Here is a 16,138-nt window from a genome sequence, read left to right as displayed (position 1 = left end):
CGGCGCACAGCAACGGGCCTGAACAGCGCGGGCACGAGTGTCCGCCATCGCGAGGATGCCGCTTGAAGCTGATTCGGCACGAGACGCAGGCGTAGTGCAGCTTGTACTGGGCGAAGGCGTATCTGCACACAGGCCGACTGTAGCGATGACGCTTCGCCATCGACCAGGGGATCCACCTCCGGGGGTGGAGTAGGAGACGCGACTGCGCTTGTCGTCCGTCTCGCCACGATGTGGAACCCATGTGCAGGCCTTGGACTGCTCGGCTCCAAGCTGGCTGGGAAAGGGACACGCGAACGCGGAACGGTCAGAGGGACACGATGCGCGGAATGCACGAAGTCCCAGGCTGCAGCGTCGGCGTGTGACACCGAAGTCGGGAACCTACAGCGCCGGCGGATGCCGTCGGCCGCGCGCCGGGCACGGGGGCGCCCCCGGACCGTAGTCGGTCCGGGGGCGCCGATAGGGGAGGGCAGGGTCAGGGGGTGGCCGTCCAGACGAAGGTGGCCGAGCCGCCGGCGCCCGCCGCGTTCTTGGCGGTGACCGTCACGGTGTAGGTGCCGGCCTTGGTGGCCGCGCCGGTGAAGCGGCCGGTTGAGCTGAGGGAGATACCCGGCGGGAGGCCGGCCGCGGTGTAGGCGAGGCCGGTGGAGTTCGGGTCGAAGGTCCAGTCGATCGGGGCGTGGACGGGGCCGCTCATGGCGTGCGGGTTGGGCACGGTGAGCGGTGCGGCGGTCGCGGCCTGCCCGGCGGCGGACGCCTTCGGGGTGATGGTCGCGGCCATGGCGGCGTTGACGGTGGTCGGCACATTGAGCGTGCCGGTCACCGGGAGGTTCCGCGAGGAGTCGCCCACCAGGATCTGGTAGTTGCCCGCCGCGGTCGTCCAGTTGTTGCTGCCGGTGTTCCAGTAGGCCAGGTCATGGGTGCTGACGGTGAAGGTCAGCGTCTGCGCCTGGCCCGGGCTGAGTGTCACCCGCTGGTAGCCGCGCAGCTGATGCACCGGCTCACCGGTGGACGCCGGGTCCCCGACGTAGAGCTGGGCGACCTCGGTGCCGGCCCGGGCCCCGGTGTTGGTGACCGTGACATGGACCGTGGAGTTGCCCCCGGACAGCGCCCCGACCTGGAGGTTGCTGAATCCGAAGCTGGTGTACGACAGGCCGAAGCCGAAGGGGAACAGCGGGGTGATGTTCTTCGCGTCGTACCACTTGTAGCCGACGTTCAGGCCCTCGCTGTACTGGACCTGGCCGTTGGTGCCCGGCCACTGCGCCGGGGTGTTGGCGGGCACGTCCGCCAGCGACTTCGGGAAGGTGACCGGCAGCTTGCCCGACGGGTTGACGTCGCCGAAGATCAGCGCCGCCATCGCCGTGCCGATCTGCTGGCCCGGGTAGAAGGCCTCGAAGACGCCCGCGACCTGGTTCAGCCACGGCATGTTGATCGCCGAGTTGTTGTTGAGCACCACGATGGTGTGCGGGTTCGCCGCGGCGACCTGGGCGATCATGTCGTTCTGGCTGGTCTGGCTGCCGCCGTTGTTGGGCAGGTCGAGCGTGGTGGTGTCGTGCTCCTCGTTGCCGTAGTTGTCGCTGGCGTAGACGATCGCCACGTCCGAGCTGCGCGCCAGGGTGACCGCCGAGCTCAGATTGGTGGCGTCGTTGTACTGCACGGTGGTCCCGGTGCCCGCCACCCGGTTCTGGATGCCGGTGATCGGCCACACCGTCCCCGAACTGGTCACGGTGGCACTGCCGCCGCCGATGGACTGGACACCCGCGCCGCCGTCCCAGCCGATCACCGCGATCGAGTGGGTGGTGGAGGTGGACAGCGGCAGGACGCCGTTGTTCTTGAGCAGGACCGCGCCCTCCTCGGCGCCCTGGAGGGCGACCTGGACGTGCGCGGGGGTGGTGACGGTCGCGTCGTGCGAACCGCTGGGCGCCTTGTCGAACAGGCCGAACGCGAAGAACTGGGTGAGCAGCCGGCTCACCATCGTGTTCAGCGTGGTCTGGCTGACCGTGCCGTTGGCCACCGCCTGGGCGAGGAAGTCGGCGAAGAAGTAGCCGTTGGGCATCTCCACCGTCAGGCCCGCGTTCGCCGACTCCACCGTGGAGTGGGTGCCGCCCCAGTCACTGGTGACGAAGCCGCCGAAGTTCGCCTGCTGGTACAGACCCGTGTTGAGCAGGTCCGGGTTCTGGCAGGCCGGCACGCTGTTGACGATGCTGTAGGCGCACATCGCGGCGGCCGGTGAGCCCTGCTGGATCGCCGCCTGGAAGGCGGGGAGATACAGCTCCTGCATCGTCCGCTTGTCGACGATGACGGTGCCGGCCGGATTCTCGATGTTGTAGACGGCCACATGCTTCATCTCGGCCATCACACCCTGGCTCTGGATGCCGCGGATGTCGGCGGCGGCCAGCCGGCCGTTCAGGTACGGGTCCTCGCTGAAGCTCTCGAAGGAGCGGCCCCAGCGGGGGTCACGCACGATGTTCAGCGTCGGGCCGAGGGCTACCTGCACGCCCTTGCCGGCGAATTCGGCGCCGATGGCGGCACCGTACTGCTGCTCCAGCGCGTCGTCGAAGGTGGCGGCGGACGCGTTGCCCGACGGCATCTGGGTCACGCCGCCGACACCGTCACCGACACCGGCCGGACCGTCCTGCAGACCGATGTTGGGGATGCACAGCGACGGTATGCCGGTGATGTTGCCGATGTACGGCGTCGCGCTGTTGTTGCCGTGCAGGATCGACACCTTCTGGGCGGTGGTCATCTGCGCCATCACCTGCCCGACGCGGGTCGCGACCGGTGCGGTCGAGCCGACCCAGGGGCAGTTGCCGTTGCCACCGCTCGGCGGCGGGGTGGTGCTGGTGCCGCCGGGGGTCAGCACGGTGAACTCCCACAGCGAGTAGCCGTACGCCGTGGCCCGCACGGTGCCGTACATCCGCACATAGCGGCCGGTGCCGGTGAAGGAGAGGTTCTCCACCCCGCCCGGTCCGTTGGTGGTGGAGTACACCGTGTTCCACGTGGAACCGTTGTCCGAGACCTGGATCTGGTACGCCTTCGCGTACGCGGTCTCCCAGGTCAGCTGGGCGCCGCAGATGCTCTGCGACGAGCCGAGGTCGACCTGGACCCACTGCGGGTCGGAGGCGGCGCTGGACCAGCGGGTGCCCGCGTTGCCGTCGAAGGCCGCCGACGCCGGGGTTCCGGCGTTCTCGGTCGAGGACGCGGTGGCCGGCTTGCCGAGCGCCGCTGTGGTCGTACCGCAGGTCGCCGGCGGGGTCGTACCGCCGCCGGAGCCGCCGTAGACCTGGAACTCCCAGAGCGAGTAGCCCCATTGAGTGGCGCGCTGAGTGCCGTACATCCGCACATAGCGGCCGGTGCCGGTGACGTTCAGGGTCTGGTTGCCGCCGGCGCCGGTGGTCGTGGAGTAGATATCGTTCCACGTGGAACCATTGGCCGAGGTCTGGATCTTGAACGCGGTGGCGTAGGCGGTCTCCCAGTTGAGTACCACCTGGGTGATCGGCTGGCTCGACCCCAGGTCGACCTGGAGCCACTGCGGGTCGGAGGCAGCGCTGGACCAGCGGGTGCCGGTGTCGCCGTCGACCGCCGCTGCGGCGGTGAAGGCGTCCTGCACCGAGGAAGCGGTGGCCGGCTTGCCCTGGGAGAGCAGCACGGCGGTGGCGGCGTGGGAGGAAGTCGGCACCAGTGAGAGGTAGGCCGACGCGATCAGCACCAGGGCGAGCAGCATGATCGCCTGGGGGGATCGGAAACGTTTACGGATGGTGGAGAGCCCGAGTGGGGTGACCCTCATGTGTGCTCCTACAGGTCGGAACGGCTCATAGCGTGGGGGAACCGATACCGCGGCAGGTGCGCCGCGGCCTGTACGGGGAAGCAGTGGCCGCTGAGACCGCCGCTGAGAGCGCTCTCTGGCCGAAGGGATGTCTACGCCCGCCCCAGGGGGGTGTCAACCGTTTCGACCGGGCCGCCGCGCGGGCGCGGTATCCGGGCTCGCGCGCCACCGTCCCGTCCGCTTCCCGGAGTACGGTTCTCGCGGCTCCCGATCACCTCCGCCCGCTCGGGCCAGGCGGATGATCGTGGCGACGAACCGGCGGAGACACGGGCGCCCGGCGCCCCGTATCCGCACCCTGCCGAGCGAGAGGCGTACGACGAGTGACCGCTGAGCCCCAGCCCCTTTCCCCGACCTCATCCCCTGCCGCGCAAGCTCCGGACGACGGCGCCGAGTTGCTGCCGGGCACCCGGCGGGCGCTGCTGCACCGGGTGGCGGTGGGGCAGTCGGAGGGCCGTACGCCGTCGCTCGTCGGGGCGGTGGTACGCGACGGCCGGCTGGTGTGGAGCGGTTCGCGGAGCATGATCGAGGGCCATGCTCCGGACGCCGACACCCAGTACCGGATCGGGTCGCTGACCAAGACCTTCGTAGCCGTGCTCGTGATGCGGCTGCGTGACGAGGGACTGCTGGAACTCACCGATCCGCTGGACCGGCATGTGCCGGAAGCCGGCGCCGGGGCCGGGGCGCTGACCATCGGTCAACTGCTCGCGCACACCTCCGGGCTGGCCTCCGAGACGCCCGGCCCCTGGTGGGAGCGGACCCCGGGCACCTTGCGGCCCGAAGTCGCCGATGTGCTGGGCCCGGCACCGGTCAAGCACCCGGCCGGGAGCCGCTACCACTACTCCAACCCCGGCTTCGCCCTGCTGGGCGCCCTGGTGGAGCGGCGACGCGGTATGCCCTGGGGCCAAGCCCTACGGGCCGAGGTACTCGACCCGCTCGGGATGGACCGGACGACGCTGCTGCCGCAGGCGCCGGCCGCCGGGGGCTTCGCCGTCCACCCGTGGGCCGATGTGATGAGGCCCGAGGTCGTAGCGGAGACCGGACGGATGGCGCCGGCCGGACAGCTGTGGTCGACCGCGGCCGATCTGGCCCGCTGGGCGGCTTTTCTGGCGGCGGGGGACCAGCGGGTGCTGGCCGCGGCGACGGTGGAAAGGATGCGGCAGCCGGCCGCGCCGCCCGAGAACACCGACCCTGAGGGTGGCTACGGCCTCGGTATGCAGCTGCTGCGCCGCGGCGGCCGGCGTCTCGCCGGGCACACCGGGTCGATGCCGGGTTTCCTCGCCGCGCTGTGGGTGAGCGCCGAGGAAGGGGTGGGCGCCCTGGCGCTGGCCAACTGCACCTCGGGGCCGGCCGTCAGCGCGATCGCGGCGGATCTGCTGGCGATCACCGCGGACGCCGAGCCCGGTCTCCCCACTCCGTGGCGACCCGCGGACCCGGTCGACCCGGCGCTGCTCGAACTCGCCGGTCCTTGGTACTGGGGGACTTCCGCCTTCGCACTGCGGGTACGCGGCGGTGGTGAGCTCCATCTCGCGCCGCTGACCGGCCAGGGCCGTGGATCAAGGTTCCACGTGGAACATGACGGCACCTGGACCGGCCGGGAGGGCTACTACGCGGGTGAGACGCTGCGGGTGGTGCGGCAGGTGGACGGCTCGGTCAGCCATCTCGACATCGGCTCCTTCGTGTTCACACGCCGGCCCTACGATCCGTCGGACCCGGTGCCGGGCGGCTTCCCCGGCTGGTGGGGCCGCTGACGGGGGTACCGCCGTCCGGCCCGCCCGGTGTCCGCAGCATGACCGCGGCCAGGAGGGCGGCGGCAGCCAGCAGTCCGGCGGCGACCAGGAAGGCCAGGTGATAGCCGCTGGTCAGCGCTTCGGTAAGGGGTTGACCAGCGGCGATCCGGCGATTGGTGCGGGCGGTGGCCAGCGAGGCGAGCACGGACAATCCGAGCGCGCCGCCGATCTGCTGAGCGGTGTTGAAGACGCCGGAGACCAGCCCGGAGTCGGCGGGAGTGGCGTCCGACATGCCGAGTGTCATCAGCGACGGCAGGCCGAGTCCGAAGCCCGCGCCGAACACCAGGATCGCGGGCAGGATGTCGGCCGCGTACGACACCCCGGTGGCAGGGGCCCTGGCCAGCAGCAGGAAGCCGCAGCCGAACAGGACGATGCTCGGCAGCAGTACCGCCCGCTGGCCGAAGCGCGCGCCGAGCCGGGCCGAGAAGAACAGCGAGAGCACCCCGATGACCAGACCGGTGGGCGCCAGGGCGAGGCCGATCTCCACCGGGTCGTAGCCGGCAACGCGTTGCAGATAGAGCGAGCTGAGGAACTGGAAGCCGAAGCCGCCCGCGATCAGCAGGGCGATCACCAGATTGGCACCGCTGACCAGCCGGGAGCGGAACAGCCGCAGCGGCATCAATGGTTGCGCGGCCTTACCCTGCCGGACCAGGAAGGCGGCCAGCAGCAGGGCGGACAGGGCACCGAAGGCCGCCGTGCGGGCGGACGTCCAGCCGATTTCGGTGGTCTTGACGATGGTGTACACGCCGAGCATCAGGGCGGCCGTGACCAGGACGGCGCCGGGCACGTCGGTGCCGCGCAGCGCGTTCCGGTCGTCGCCACTGCTCCGGGCCGTGTCCCCCTCGTGCGCTGAGCCGGTGCGCTGCCGCGGCCGGTCGTCGGGCAGCAGGCGGAGGCTGAAGACGGCCGCGCCGACGCCGATCGGCAGATTGACGAAGAAGATCCAGTGCCAGTTGATGGCCTGGGTCAGGACGCCGCCGGCCAGCAGGCCGAGCACCCCGCCGGCGGACTGCGTGAAGCTGTAGACGCCCATCGCGCGGGCCCGCCCTTGGGCGTCGGGATAGAGGGCGATGACCATCCCGAGGGCGACCGCCGAGACCATCGCGCCGGCCGCGCCTTGGAGGAAGCGGGCCGCGACCAGCAGCCCGGCGGAATCGGCGATGCCGCACAGCAGTGACGCGGCGGTGAAGGCGACAAGGCCCGCCACCAGGATCCGGCGGCGGCCGAGCAGATCGCCCAGTCGGCCGGAGAGCAGCAGCAGCCCGCCGAAGGCGATCAGATAGGCGTTCACCACCCAGGCCAGATCGGACTGGGAGAAGCCGAGGTCACGCTGGATGGACGGCAGCGCGACGTTCACGATCGTGCCGTCGAGGATGATCATCAGGGTTCCCGCGCTGAGCACCGCGAGTGCCGCGTTGCGGGAACCGGAACGGGGACCGGGAGTGGTCGGCATGAGGTCGCCTCCTGGCGGATGGGGATGCCAGAAGTGACCGTAGCAGAAGGTTTTGTTGGAGACTATCTCGTACGGGCTTACTTGCTGAGGAGGGAGCGTGGCCGAGTCCGTTCGTCCCCTGGCTTTCGATGGCCCGCCCGAGCCGCGGGCCTACGCGCGGGCCTGCCGGGGGCGTCGTACCGGCCGGCCGCCGCCGGGGCTGTCCGCCGGGGTGGACAGATGCCCGGTCGCCAGCCGGTTCAGCGCCGCGACGAAGCCCGCGCGCTCCGCCGCCGGGAGCGCGCCGAGCACGTCCTCGTGCACGTGGTCCACGATCTCCTGACCCGCTGTGGCGACCTGTGCGCCCTTGGGGGTGACCTTGATGATCCGGGCCCTGCGGTCGGTCGACGACGGCACCCGCTCGGCGAGTCCGTCCCGTTCCAGCTGGTCGACGGTGACCACCATCGTGGTCTTGTCGAGATCGGAGATCTCGGCCAGCTGCGCCTGGGTCCGCTCGGCCTGCATCGCGTGCGCCAGTACGCAGTGGGCGCGCGGTGACATCCCGATCTCCGCGAGGGCCGCCGTCATCTGCGTGGTCAGCACATGCGCCGTGTGCTGGAGCAGGTAGGAGAGGTCGGCGGCGCCGCCGAGCGCGGTCGACGGGTCTGCGGTGGCGGGGTCGGTGGTCGCGGTGGTCGCGCCGGCCGGCGCGGCGGAGGTTTCCACGGTCATGCGTCGAGCGTAACAAGATAGGTCTGCTACGGGATTGTTCGGTAGCGGACCTATTCTCGGGCGGTGATCGTCCGCCCTATCCGTCGCCACGTTCAGTGTTCCACGTGAAACATCGCGGACTCGCGGCGGAATGGTACGCGCCCGGTCCGGTCCGGAGCGGGTCCTTCCGGCAATTCGCCCGCCTGGTCCGCCGGGCGTGGCACGCTCGACCGCATCATGGACGCCAAGCCTCCGTCGCCGGACGCCTTTCTGATCCGGCGCACCTTGCAGGAGATCGCGCCGATCGCGGACAAGGCGACCTCGTACTTCTACGCACTGCTCTTCGTCCGCCATCCCGAACTGCGCGACTTGTTCCCGGTCGCGATGGACACCCAGCGGGACCGGCTGCTCAAAGCGCTGCTCACCGCCGCCGAGCGGATGGACGACACCGCCGGACTCACCGCGTACCTGTCCGGTCTGGGCCGCGGACACCGCAAGTACGGCACCCGGGCGGAGCACTATCCGGCCGTCGGGGAGGCGCTGCTCGGCGCGCTGGCCCGTTACGCGGCACCGGTCTGGACCCCGCAGACCGAAGCCGCCTGGGTGCGGACGTACACCGCGATCTCACAGATCATGATCGACGCGGCCGCCGCCGACGAGCGGAAGGCCCCGGCCAGTTGGTATGCCGAGGTGGTCGGCCACGATCGCCGCACCTCGGACGTGGCGGTGATCACCCTGCGGCCGGACCAGCCGTACCCCTTCGTGGCCGGGCAGTACACCACCGTCGAGACCCCGTGGTGGCCGCGGATCTGGCGGCACTACTCCTTCGCGGCGGCGCCGCGCGACGACGGGCTGCTCACCTTCCACATCCGGGCGATCCCGGCCGGCTGGGTGAGTTCCGCCCTGGTCCATCGGGCGGTCCCCGGCGATGTGATCCGGCTCGGCCCGCCGACCGGCTCCATGACCGTGGACCACTCGACCGACGACGGCCTGCTCTGCCTGGGCGGCGGTACCGGCATCGCCCCGATCAAGGCGCTGGTCGAGGACGTGGTCCAGCATGGACGCAGCCGCGATGTCGAGGTCTTCTACGGGGCGAGGCACACCCATGACCTCTACGACCTGGACACCATGCTGGCGATGCAGCGCGAGCATCCCTGGCTCTCGATCCGCACCGTGGTCTGCGACACCCCGCGCGACGCGCTGACCGGGCCGTTTCCCGAGGCGGTACGCCGGCACGGGCCCTGGGAGGCCTACGACGCGTATCTGTCAGGGCCGCCCGGGATGGTCCGCAGCAGTGTGGACACCCTGGTCCGCATCGGGGTGCCGGCGCACCGGATACGGCACGACCTGGGGCACGGGCCGCTGGTGACCGTGGAGCACTGAGCAGAGCCCGCCCCGACCCACCCGGGATCAGCGCAGTTCGGGCCCGAGCAGCCCCAGCACTCCCTCGATGTTGGCATCGAGATAGTGCCGCAGGGTCAGCGGGACGATGTCCACCGAGGCGAGGCCCATCCGGCTGAACGGCACCTTCACCACGTCGTAGTCACCGTGGGGCTCGTCGACCTCGGGGCCGTGCCGCCGCGAGAGGTCCATCGACTCCAGCCGGCAGACGAAGAAGAACTGCACCTTCACCCCGTGCGAGCCGTCGTCCGCGAGGTGCTCGGTGGTGTCGACGAAGGCGGGGACCGGATCGCTGATCTTGGCGCCCAGTTCCTCGTCGATCTCGCGGTGCAGCGCGGCGAGGATGCCGTTGTCCTCTTCCTCGACCCCGCCGCCGGGTGTGAGCCAGTAGGGGGCGATGCCAGGCTTGGTGCGCTTGATCAGGACCAGCCGGTCACCGTCGATGAGAATGGCGCGGGCGGTGCGCTTGACCACCGGGCGGGTGGTGGCGCCGGAGTGTGTGTCCGGATGCATGCCAGAGGTCTGCCGCGACGGAGCCCGGGGCAAACATGCCCACGGCGCCCGATCGGAGCCTTCGCCTCCGCCTCGGGTACGTCCCCCGGTACTGGTCAGGAGGCGGCTTCGTCCAGCGCCCGCAGCACATCGGCCAGGATGTCGTCCTGGTCCTCGACACCGACCGAGAAGCGGATGAAGCCGGGTGCCACGGCGTCGGCGCCCCACCGGGCCCTGCGCTCGGCGGTGCACTGCACGCTGCCGAAGCTGGTGGCCTCGGCGGTCATCCGCAGCGCGGCCAGGAAGCGTTCGGCGTGCGCCCGGTCGGGCAGGGTGAACGACACCACGCTGCCGAAGCGGCGCATCTGCGTCGACGCCGCCTTGTACGCGGGGTCGGTGGGCAGCCCCGGGTGCCGTAGCGCCGTCACCTCCGGCCGCTCCGCCAGGGCGTGGGCGAGCGCCAGCGCGTTGACCGCCTGCCGGTCCACCCGCAGCGCGAGGGTCGCCAGCGAGCGGTGCGCCAGCCATGCCTCCATGGGGCCGGGGATCGCGCCGACGGTCTTGCGCCACTTCCGCACTCCGGCGGCCAGTTCGGCGTCGCGGGTGGTGACGTAGCCGAGCAGCAGGTCGCCGTGTCCGGTGAGCGCCTTGGTGCCGCTGGCCACCGAGAAATCCGCGCCGAGTTCGAGCGGGCGCTGCCCGAGGGGGGTGGCGAGTGAGTTGTCGACGGCCACCAGCGCGCCCGCCGCGTGGGCCGCGTCGGCCAGCCGCCGGATGTCGCACACGTCGAGCCCGGGGTTGGACGGCGTTTCCAGCCACAGCAGCCCGGCGCCCTCCAGCACGGCGAGCTGGGCGTCGTCCGCCGTGGGCGCGAGCCGTACCCGCACGCCGTAGGACTCCAGCCGCTCCTGGAGCGAACGCGTCGTCTGATAGCTGTCCGACGGCAGCACGACGACCTGCCCGGCGCGTACCTGCGACAGGAGCACCGCGGCGACCGCGGCCATCCCCGAGGCGAAGGCCAGGGTGCGGGCCGATGGGTCGCCGGGCGCCTCCAGCTCGGAGATCGCCTGCTCCAGCCGGTCCCAGGTGGGATTGTCGTCACGGCCGTAGGTGTACGGGCCGGTGGCCTCACCCGGGAGGTGGAAATGCGATACGAAGGCCGGGCCCGGCAGCGACGGCTGGTAGGCGGTGGCCGGCGGCCTTCCGGCGTGCACGCTGCGCGTGCTGTCCCCCGTCGCCTCCCCGGCCCCGGCGTCTCCCGCCGCGGTCTCCCGCGCCCGGGCGCTCATTCGTCGTCCGGGAGGGCCATGGCCAGCGCCCACGAGACGACGCTGATGATGAGGCCGCCGAGCACCGCGGTCCAGAAGCCGTGCACATGGAAGTCGAGGCTGAGCTTGCCCGCCAGCCACGAGGTGAGCAGCAGCATCAGGGCGTTCACCACCAGGGTGATCAGACCGAGGGTGAGGATGAACAGCGGAAAGGACAGCACCTTGACCACTGGCTTCACCAGCCAGTTCACCAGGCCGAAGACCAGGGCGACGAGAATGAGGGAGAGCGCCTCGCGCCAGGCGGAACCACCCGGGAGGGTGATACCGGATATCAGCCAGGTGGCCACACCGAGGGCCCCGGCGTTCGCCAGGGTCTTGACGATGAAATTCTTCATGAGTGCGATCGTCGCATGCGCGATGACCTGGGCAAGAGACCGGGCAGAACCGTAGCGGGATCGGGATCGGGTCGGACCCCGATCGGGACCGCGCCAGCGTGAGGAGTGGTAATGAAGGTGTTCCGGTTGGACGATCTGGACGCGGAGCGGGCCGCCAATCAGGGCGCGTACCTGCGCTTCTTGAAGGAGCGCAATATGTCCGCCGGGCTGTACGCGCTCAAGGCGGGTGAGAGCGATCCGCAGGGGCCGCACGCCCAGGACGAGATCTACCTGGTGGTCAGCGGCCGGGCCGCGATCACCGTGGGGGAGGAGACCACGGCGGTCGCCCGCGGCAGCGTGGTCTACGTGCCGGCCGGGACCGCGCACCGCTTCCACCACATCAGCGAGGACCTGCGGGTCATGGTCGTCTTCTCGCCGCCGGAGGCATAGGGACGTCCCCGGAAGCAGGGCCGGTCCGGCGGCCGCGGAACCCTAGGGGGCGGTTCAGGGTCCTCTCCGGTCCGGCAGGTCTCCGCGCGCGGCCACCGTGGCTTTACAGTCGAAGCAGTGGGGCGCCGGCGTGTACGGCACCCGGCGCATCGGAATCACCGGCGGAAGGCCGTCCGGGAACGCGTAGCGACCTAGGAGTGTTGAGACGGTCATGGAGAAGTTGCTGAGGAACCTGCCGTGGTGGGTGAAGTGGATCGGCATTCCGGTCATCGCACTGGTCGTCTTCGGTTCACTGATCGCGAGCCTGGTCAGCATCGTGGTGGGCCTGCTGTTCAAGGTGCTGGTCTTCGTGATCCTGGTCGGCGCGCTGGTGTTCGTGGTGAAGCGGGTCACGTCCGGCGGCTCGGGATCCAAGCGCGACTGGTGACCGCTTGACCTCTGGTGACCGTTCGAATCCGGTCGGGGGACCCGGACGGTGTGCCGAGGTCACCCGCCCCCGGTCGGCTGACGTGTCCCCTTGGCCCGGCGGTGCCCGTTTGCGGGGCGGGCGCCGGGCGCGGCGCCCGGGCCGCCCGCGACGGAGCCGCCGTCCCGTGGACGGCGGTCGGCGCTGACCACCAGGGCCGCGAGCAGGGTGGTGAGCGGTACGGACGCCACCAGCCCGATGCTCCCGACCAGAGTGCGGACGATCTCCTCCGCCACGAGTTCGCTGTCGGCCACCCGCAGCACACCACTGCGGGCGATCGAGAAGAGCAGCAGCAGTGGGAGCGCGGCGCCCGCGTAGGCCATCACCAGCGTGTTGACCACCGAGGCGATGTGGTCGCGGCCGATCCGCATGCCGGCCCCGTAGAGCTTGCGCCAGTTCGCGCCCGGGTCGGCGTCTTTCAGCTCCCACACCGCGGCGGTCTGGGTGACGGTCACATCGTCCAGCACACCGAGCGATCCGATGATCACCCCGGCCAGCAGGACTCCCTTGATCTGGATGCCCGGGTAGAGATTGTGGATCAGACCGGTCTCGTCCGAGGTGTTGCCGGTCAGGCGCGCCCAGGAGATGAAGACCGAGCCCAGCAGGCCGATCAGGAACAGCGAGCACAAGGTGCCCAGGACGGCCACCGAGGTGCGGGCGTTCAGGCCGTGGCAGAGGTAGAGGGCGATCAGCATGATCGCGCTGCCGCCCACCACCGCGACCAGCAGCGGGTTGTCGCCGTGCAGTATCGCCGGGAGGATGAACAGCGTCAGGATCGCGAAGGAGATCCCCAGCGCGATCAGGGCCGTCAGACCCCGCAGCCGGCCGACGAGGACGACGGCCAGCGCGAAGATCCCGGCGAGCAGCGCGAGCGGGACTCCGCGGTCCACATCGGTGACCGAGTAGCGCATGCCGGGCGGCGCGTTGGGCGCGTACGCGAGGACGACGCCCTCGCCCTCGGTGTAGCGGCGGGTCTGGTCGGGCTGGACGATCTCGGTGTAGGTGCTGCCACGGTCGGGACCCGAGGTGACCTCGATGGTGGCTTTCTGGCAGGGGGCGCTCGTGGCGCTGCCCGTCGTTGCGCCGCCGGAGCCGCCGGCCGGATCGGTCGTGGACGGCGCCGCGTTGACCGAGGCGCACGAGACGTCGACCAGCCGGGCGACCTTGCCGTCGCGGGTCTGCTGGTCGAAACCGACACCGCTGCGCGCGTGGCCCGGCGCGCCGCCCGGCCAGAGCAGGACCAGACCGACGACCACCGCGGCGCCGAACGGCAGCAGGATCGCGGCGATGACCTTGCGCAGATGCCGCGAGACCGGCGGTACCGGGCCGTGGCCGTGACCGTGCGCGTGACTGAGCCCGTGGCTGTGACCACGGCTGTCGCCGATGCCGCTGTCTTCGCCGTCGTTGCCGCCCCGCGGGCGGGCCTGGGGTGAGTCCACCGGCAGATCATCGCAAGACGCCCTGGTGCGTGTCCGCACTCAGCCGCTAACGTGGGCTCACCTTTGCAAACGCGGGAGCTCGGAGCACCGGGCTGAGAGGGCGCTGACCCGTCGGAGCGGCCGGACACGGCCGCGACGCGACAGCTGCGCCGACCGCTGAACCTGTTACCGGGTAATGCCGGCGTAGGGAGTGGGTCAGATGACCATGCAGGATGCCCGCACGCGTGAAATCGGCTGGCACAAGTCGTATCTCACCGGATCACGGCCGGACCTCCGGGTGCCGGTCCGCCAGGTGCACCTCACCAGCGGCCAGGACGTGACGCTGTACGACACATCGGGTCCGTACACCGACCCGTCGCTGGAGACCGACGTCCGGCGGGGGCTGGCGCCGGTCCGGGAGGACTGGATCACCGGGCGCGGCGACACCGAGGAGTATCCGGGCCGGCCGGTGCGTCCCGAGGACGACGGACTCAAGAGCGCCTCGCCGGGCGCGGGACTGCGCAATCTCGACGCCGTCTTCCCCGGCCGGCCGCGGCTCCCCCGCCGCGGGCTTCCCGGGCAGCCGGTGACCCAGCTCGCCTACGCCCGGCGCGGCGAGATCACCGCGGAGATGGAGTACGTCGCGCTGCGGGAGGACGTCCCGCCGGAGGTCGTCCGCGACGAGATCGCGGCCGGCCGCGCGGTACTGCCGGCGAACGTCAACCACCCGGAGATCGAGCCGATGATCATCGGCAAGAGGTTCCTGGTGAAGGTCAACGCCAACATCGGCAACTCCGCGGTGACCTCCTCCATCGAGGAGGAGGTGGACAAGATGACCTGGGCGACCCGCTGGGGCGCCGACACGGTGATGGACCTGTCCACCGGGCGGAACATCCACACCACCCGCGAATGGGTGCTGCGCAACTCCCCCGTGCCCATCGGCACCGTCCCCCTCTACCAGGCGCTGGAGAAGGTGGACGGCCGCGCCGAGCAGCTGAGCTGGGAGGTCTACAAGGACACGGTCATCGAGCAGGCCGAGCAGGGCGTGGACTACATGACGGTGCACGCCGGGGTGCTGCTGCGGTACGTACCGCTGACCGCCCGCCGCAAGACGGGCATCGTCTCCCGCGGCGGCTCCATCATGGCGGCGTGGTGCCTGGCCCATCACCGGGAGAACTTCCTCTACGAGAACTTCGAGGAGCTCTGCGACATCCTCGCCGCCTACGACGTCACCTACTCCCTCGGCGACGGCCTGCGCCCCGGCTCGGTCGCGGACGCCAACGACGAAGCCCAGTTCGCGGAGCTGCGGACCCTCGGTGAACTCAACACGATTGCCAAGCGGCATCACGTACAGACCATGATCGAGGGCCCGGGCCACGTACCCATGCACAAGATCAAGGAGAACATCGACCTCCAGCAGGAGATCTGCGAGGAGGCGCCGTTCTACACCCTCGGCCCGCTGACCACCGACATCGCGCCCGGCTACGACCACATCACCTCCGGCATCGGCGCCGCGATGATCGCCTGGTGGGGCACCGCGATGCTCTGCTATGTCACGCCCAAGGAGCACTTGGGGCTGCCCGACCGCGACGACGTGAAGACCGGGGTGATCACCTACAAGATCGCCGCGCACGCCGCCGACCTGGCCAAGGGGCACCCCGGCGCCCAGGCCTGGGACGACGCCCTGTCCGACGCGCGGTTCGAATTCCGCTGGGAGGACCAGTTCAATCTGGCTCTCGACCCCGACACCGCGCGCTCCTTCCACGACGAGACGCTCCCCGCCGAGCCCGCGAAGACCGCGCACTTCTGCTCGATGTGCGGGCCCAAGTTCTGCAGCATGAAGATCTCGCACGACATCCGCCGCACCCACGGCGGTGCGGACGGCGGTACGGGCGGTGATGCGGACGGCGAGGCCGCGGGCGTCACCGAGCCCGACATCGCGGCCGGCATGGCGCAGAAGTCCCGTGAGTTCGCGGCGGCCGGCAACCGCGTCTATCTGCCGCTGGCCGACTGAGCCCTCACCCGACCCGCCCGACCGGCCGACTCGGGCCCATCGCGCCGTGCCGGGAATCCGCGAGGACTCCCGGCACGGCGCCGCTCGTTCAGTTCACCGGGACCGGGGGCGCCTGGCCCACCGTGGTGAAGCTGTGCCAGGGGCCCTGGCCGGGGATGGTACCGATGGAGATCGTGGTGCCGAGATAGGCGCTCGACGCGCCACCGGGGTTGTCGCAGTTCATGCCCGTGTGGAGCACGATGTCGATCCCGGTGGTGTTGGTGACGTTCGACAGGCCGCGGCGGGCGAACCGGTGGCAGGCGCCCTCGATCTGGGGCGGGTTGGCGATGGTCTGCGAGAAGTGGGGGCCGTTGGTGCCCCTGATCAGCCCGCCCGAGGAGTCGGAACAGGCCGAGGCGGCGAGAACGAGCGGGGCGATCGTGCACAGAGCTGCGAGCGGACGACTCAGGCGCATGGGCTTCTCCCGTTCTGACCAGGTACGGAAGCAGTCAAACAACGCCCG

Annotated in this window: 13 protein-coding genes; 5 read left to right on the top strand and 8 right to left on the bottom strand. The window is 70.6% G+C overall.

The features are described 5' to 3' along the window. Positions 1-472: 472 nt before the first annotated feature. Positions 473-3,721: a discoidin domain-containing protein gene (locus tag ACFO3J_RS21970; RefSeq protein WP_449343650.1), complete on the bottom strand. Its 3,249-nt coding sequence runs from the start codon at positions 3,719-3,721 to the stop codon at positions 473-475. A gap of 494 nt (positions 3,722-4,215) precedes the next feature. On the opposite strand from ACFO3J_RS21970, the gene ACFO3J_RS21965 reads away from it, so the two are divergent. After that, positions 4,216-5,571 (top strand): serine hydrolase domain-containing protein, encoded by a 1,356-nt coding sequence (locus ACFO3J_RS21965; RefSeq protein WP_386433026.1) that lies wholly within the window; start codon positions 4,216-4,218, stop codon positions 5,569-5,571. On the opposite strand, the gene ACFO3J_RS21960 is transcribed toward ACFO3J_RS21965, so the two are convergent. Both ACFO3J_RS21960 and ACFO3J_RS21955 read right to left on the bottom strand, forming a co-directional pair. Then, positions 5,504-7,063 carry an MFS transporter gene (locus ACFO3J_RS21960; protein ID WP_386431722.1) on the bottom strand — a complete coding sequence of 520 codons (1,560 nt, stop codon included), beginning with the start codon at positions 7,061-7,063 and terminating at the stop codon, positions 5,504-5,506. The genes ACFO3J_RS21965 and ACFO3J_RS21960 overlap by 68 nt on opposite strands. A 150-nt stretch (positions 7,064-7,213) precedes the next feature. Then, complete coding sequence (locus tag ACFO3J_RS21955) at positions 7,214-7,774, bottom strand: MarR family winged helix-turn-helix transcriptional regulator (protein WP_386431720.1); 561 nt, start codon at positions 7,772-7,774, stop codon at positions 7,214-7,216. 111 nt (positions 7,775-7,885) lie between these two features. Between ACFO3J_RS21955 and ACFO3J_RS21950 the strand changes: the two genes are divergently transcribed. Next, the gene (locus tag ACFO3J_RS21950) at positions 7,886-9,136 is read left to right on the top strand and encodes a globin domain-containing protein (protein ID WP_386433023.1); all 1,251 of its coding nucleotides are present in this window, start codon (positions 7,886-7,888) and stop codon (positions 9,134-9,136) included. A gap of 27 nt (positions 9,137-9,163) precedes the next feature. On the opposite strand, the gene ACFO3J_RS21945 is transcribed toward ACFO3J_RS21950, so the two are convergent. From ACFO3J_RS21945 to ACFO3J_RS21935, 3 genes are all read right to left on the bottom strand, one after another. After that, on the bottom strand, positions 9,164-9,667 hold the full coding sequence (locus ACFO3J_RS21945; RefSeq protein WP_386431719.1) for an NUDIX domain-containing protein: 504 nt from the start codon (positions 9,665-9,667) through the stop codon (positions 9,164-9,166). Between the two features lie 95 nt (positions 9,668-9,762). Continuing rightward, the gene (locus ACFO3J_RS21940; protein ID WP_386431716.1) at positions 9,763-10,935 is read right to left on the bottom strand and encodes a cystathionine gamma-lyase; all 1,173 of its coding nucleotides are present in this window, start codon (positions 10,933-10,935) and stop codon (positions 9,763-9,765) included. Next, positions 10,932-11,309 (bottom strand): phage holin family protein, encoded by a 378-nt coding sequence (locus tag ACFO3J_RS21935; RefSeq protein WP_386431713.1) that lies wholly within the window; start codon positions 11,307-11,309, stop codon positions 10,932-10,934. Before ACFO3J_RS21935 ends, ACFO3J_RS21940 begins: the two co-directional genes overlap by 4 nt. A gap of 111 nt (positions 11,310-11,420) precedes the next feature. Between ACFO3J_RS21935 and ACFO3J_RS21930 the strand changes: the two genes are divergently transcribed. Continuing rightward, the gene (locus tag ACFO3J_RS21930) at positions 11,421-11,738 is read left to right on the top strand and encodes a cupin domain-containing protein (RefSeq protein WP_386431710.1); all 318 of its coding nucleotides are present in this window, start codon (positions 11,421-11,423) and stop codon (positions 11,736-11,738) included. Positions 11,739-11,949: 211 nt separating this feature from the next. Beyond that, on the top strand, positions 11,950-12,165 hold the full coding sequence (locus tag ACFO3J_RS21925; RefSeq protein ID WP_386431707.1) for a DUF5326 family protein: 216 nt from the start codon (positions 11,950-11,952) through the stop codon (positions 12,163-12,165). A gap of 59 nt (positions 12,166-12,224) precedes the next feature. Here the strand turns inward: ACFO3J_RS21925 and ACFO3J_RS21920 are convergent, their stop codons facing one another. Continuing rightward, positions 12,225-13,643, bottom strand: coding sequence for a YibE/F family protein (locus ACFO3J_RS21920; RefSeq protein WP_386431704.1), 1,419 nt, complete (start codon positions 13,641-13,643; stop codon positions 12,225-12,227). 199 nt (positions 13,644-13,842) lie between these two features. Here ACFO3J_RS21920 and thiC point away from each other — a divergent pair, with 199 nt between their 5' ends. Continuing rightward, positions 13,843-15,636 carry a phosphomethylpyrimidine synthase ThiC gene (gene thiC / locus ACFO3J_RS21915; RefSeq protein ID WP_386431701.1) on the top strand — a complete coding sequence of 598 codons (1,794 nt, stop codon included), beginning with the start codon at positions 13,843-13,845 and terminating at the stop codon, positions 15,634-15,636. A gap of 88 nt (positions 15,637-15,724) precedes the next feature. Here thiC and ACFO3J_RS21910 read toward each other — a convergent pair whose 3' ends face one another. Next, positions 15,725-16,090 carry a hypothetical protein gene (locus tag ACFO3J_RS21910; RefSeq protein WP_386431698.1) on the bottom strand — a complete coding sequence of 122 codons (366 nt, stop codon included), beginning with the start codon at positions 16,088-16,090 and terminating at the stop codon, positions 15,725-15,727. Positions 16,091-16,138: the final 48 nt, after the last annotated feature.

The sequence above is a fragment of the Streptomyces polygonati genome (genome assembly GCF_042650325.1).
GTDB classification, from domain to species: Bacteria; Actinomycetota; Actinomycetes; order Streptomycetales; family Streptomycetaceae; genus Actinacidiphila; species Actinacidiphila polygonati.
The sequence above is the reverse complement of the archived record's forward strand: the minus strand, read 5'-3'. Positions and strand labels throughout refer to the sequence as shown.